Source organism: Exiguobacterium chiriqhucha RW-2, assembly GCF_000416965.1.
GTDB classification, from domain to species: domain Bacteria; phylum Bacillota; class Bacilli; order Exiguobacteriales; family Exiguobacteriaceae; genus Exiguobacterium; species Exiguobacterium chiriqhucha.
The window spans coordinates 1-332 of sequence record NZ_ATCL01000016.1 but is presented as its reverse complement, the minus strand read 5'-3'; the positions used below and the strand labels follow the sequence as shown (position 1 = coordinate 332).

The window sequence follows — 332 nt, the reverse complement described above, 5'->3', positions numbered from 1 at the left end:
GGAGGATTAGCTCAGCTGGGAGAGCACCTGCCTTACAAGCAGGGGGTCGGCGGTTCGATCCCGTCATCCTCCACCATTTCAAATTTAAGCACGTATAACGGTCTTGTGGTGTAGGGGTTAACATGCCTGCCTGTCACGCAGGAGATCGCGGGTTCAAATCCCGTCAAGACCGCCATTTACGTTGGGCCGTAGCCAAGTGGTAAGGCATCGGATTTTGATTCCGACATGCGAAGGTTCGATCCCTTCCGGCCCAGCTTATAATTTGAGTCATTAGCTCAGTTGGTAGAGCATCTGACTTTTAATCAGAGGGTCGCAGGTTCGAGCCCTGCATG

At 52.7% G+C, this 332-nt stretch carries 3 tRNA genes; all 3 read left to right on the top strand.

Features of this window, described 5'->3' with window-relative positions:
* A tRNA-Val gene (locus M467_RS23550) sits at nucleotides 1-76 on the top strand.
* Between the two features lie 23 nt (nucleotides 77-99).
* A tRNA-Asp gene (locus tag M467_RS23545) sits at nucleotides 100-175 on the top strand.
* A 7-nt stretch (nucleotides 176-182) separates the two neighbouring features.
* Nucleotides 183-254: transfer RNA gene (locus M467_RS23540), tRNA-Gln, on the top strand.
* The last annotated feature ends 78 nt before the right edge of the window (nucleotides 255-332 follow it).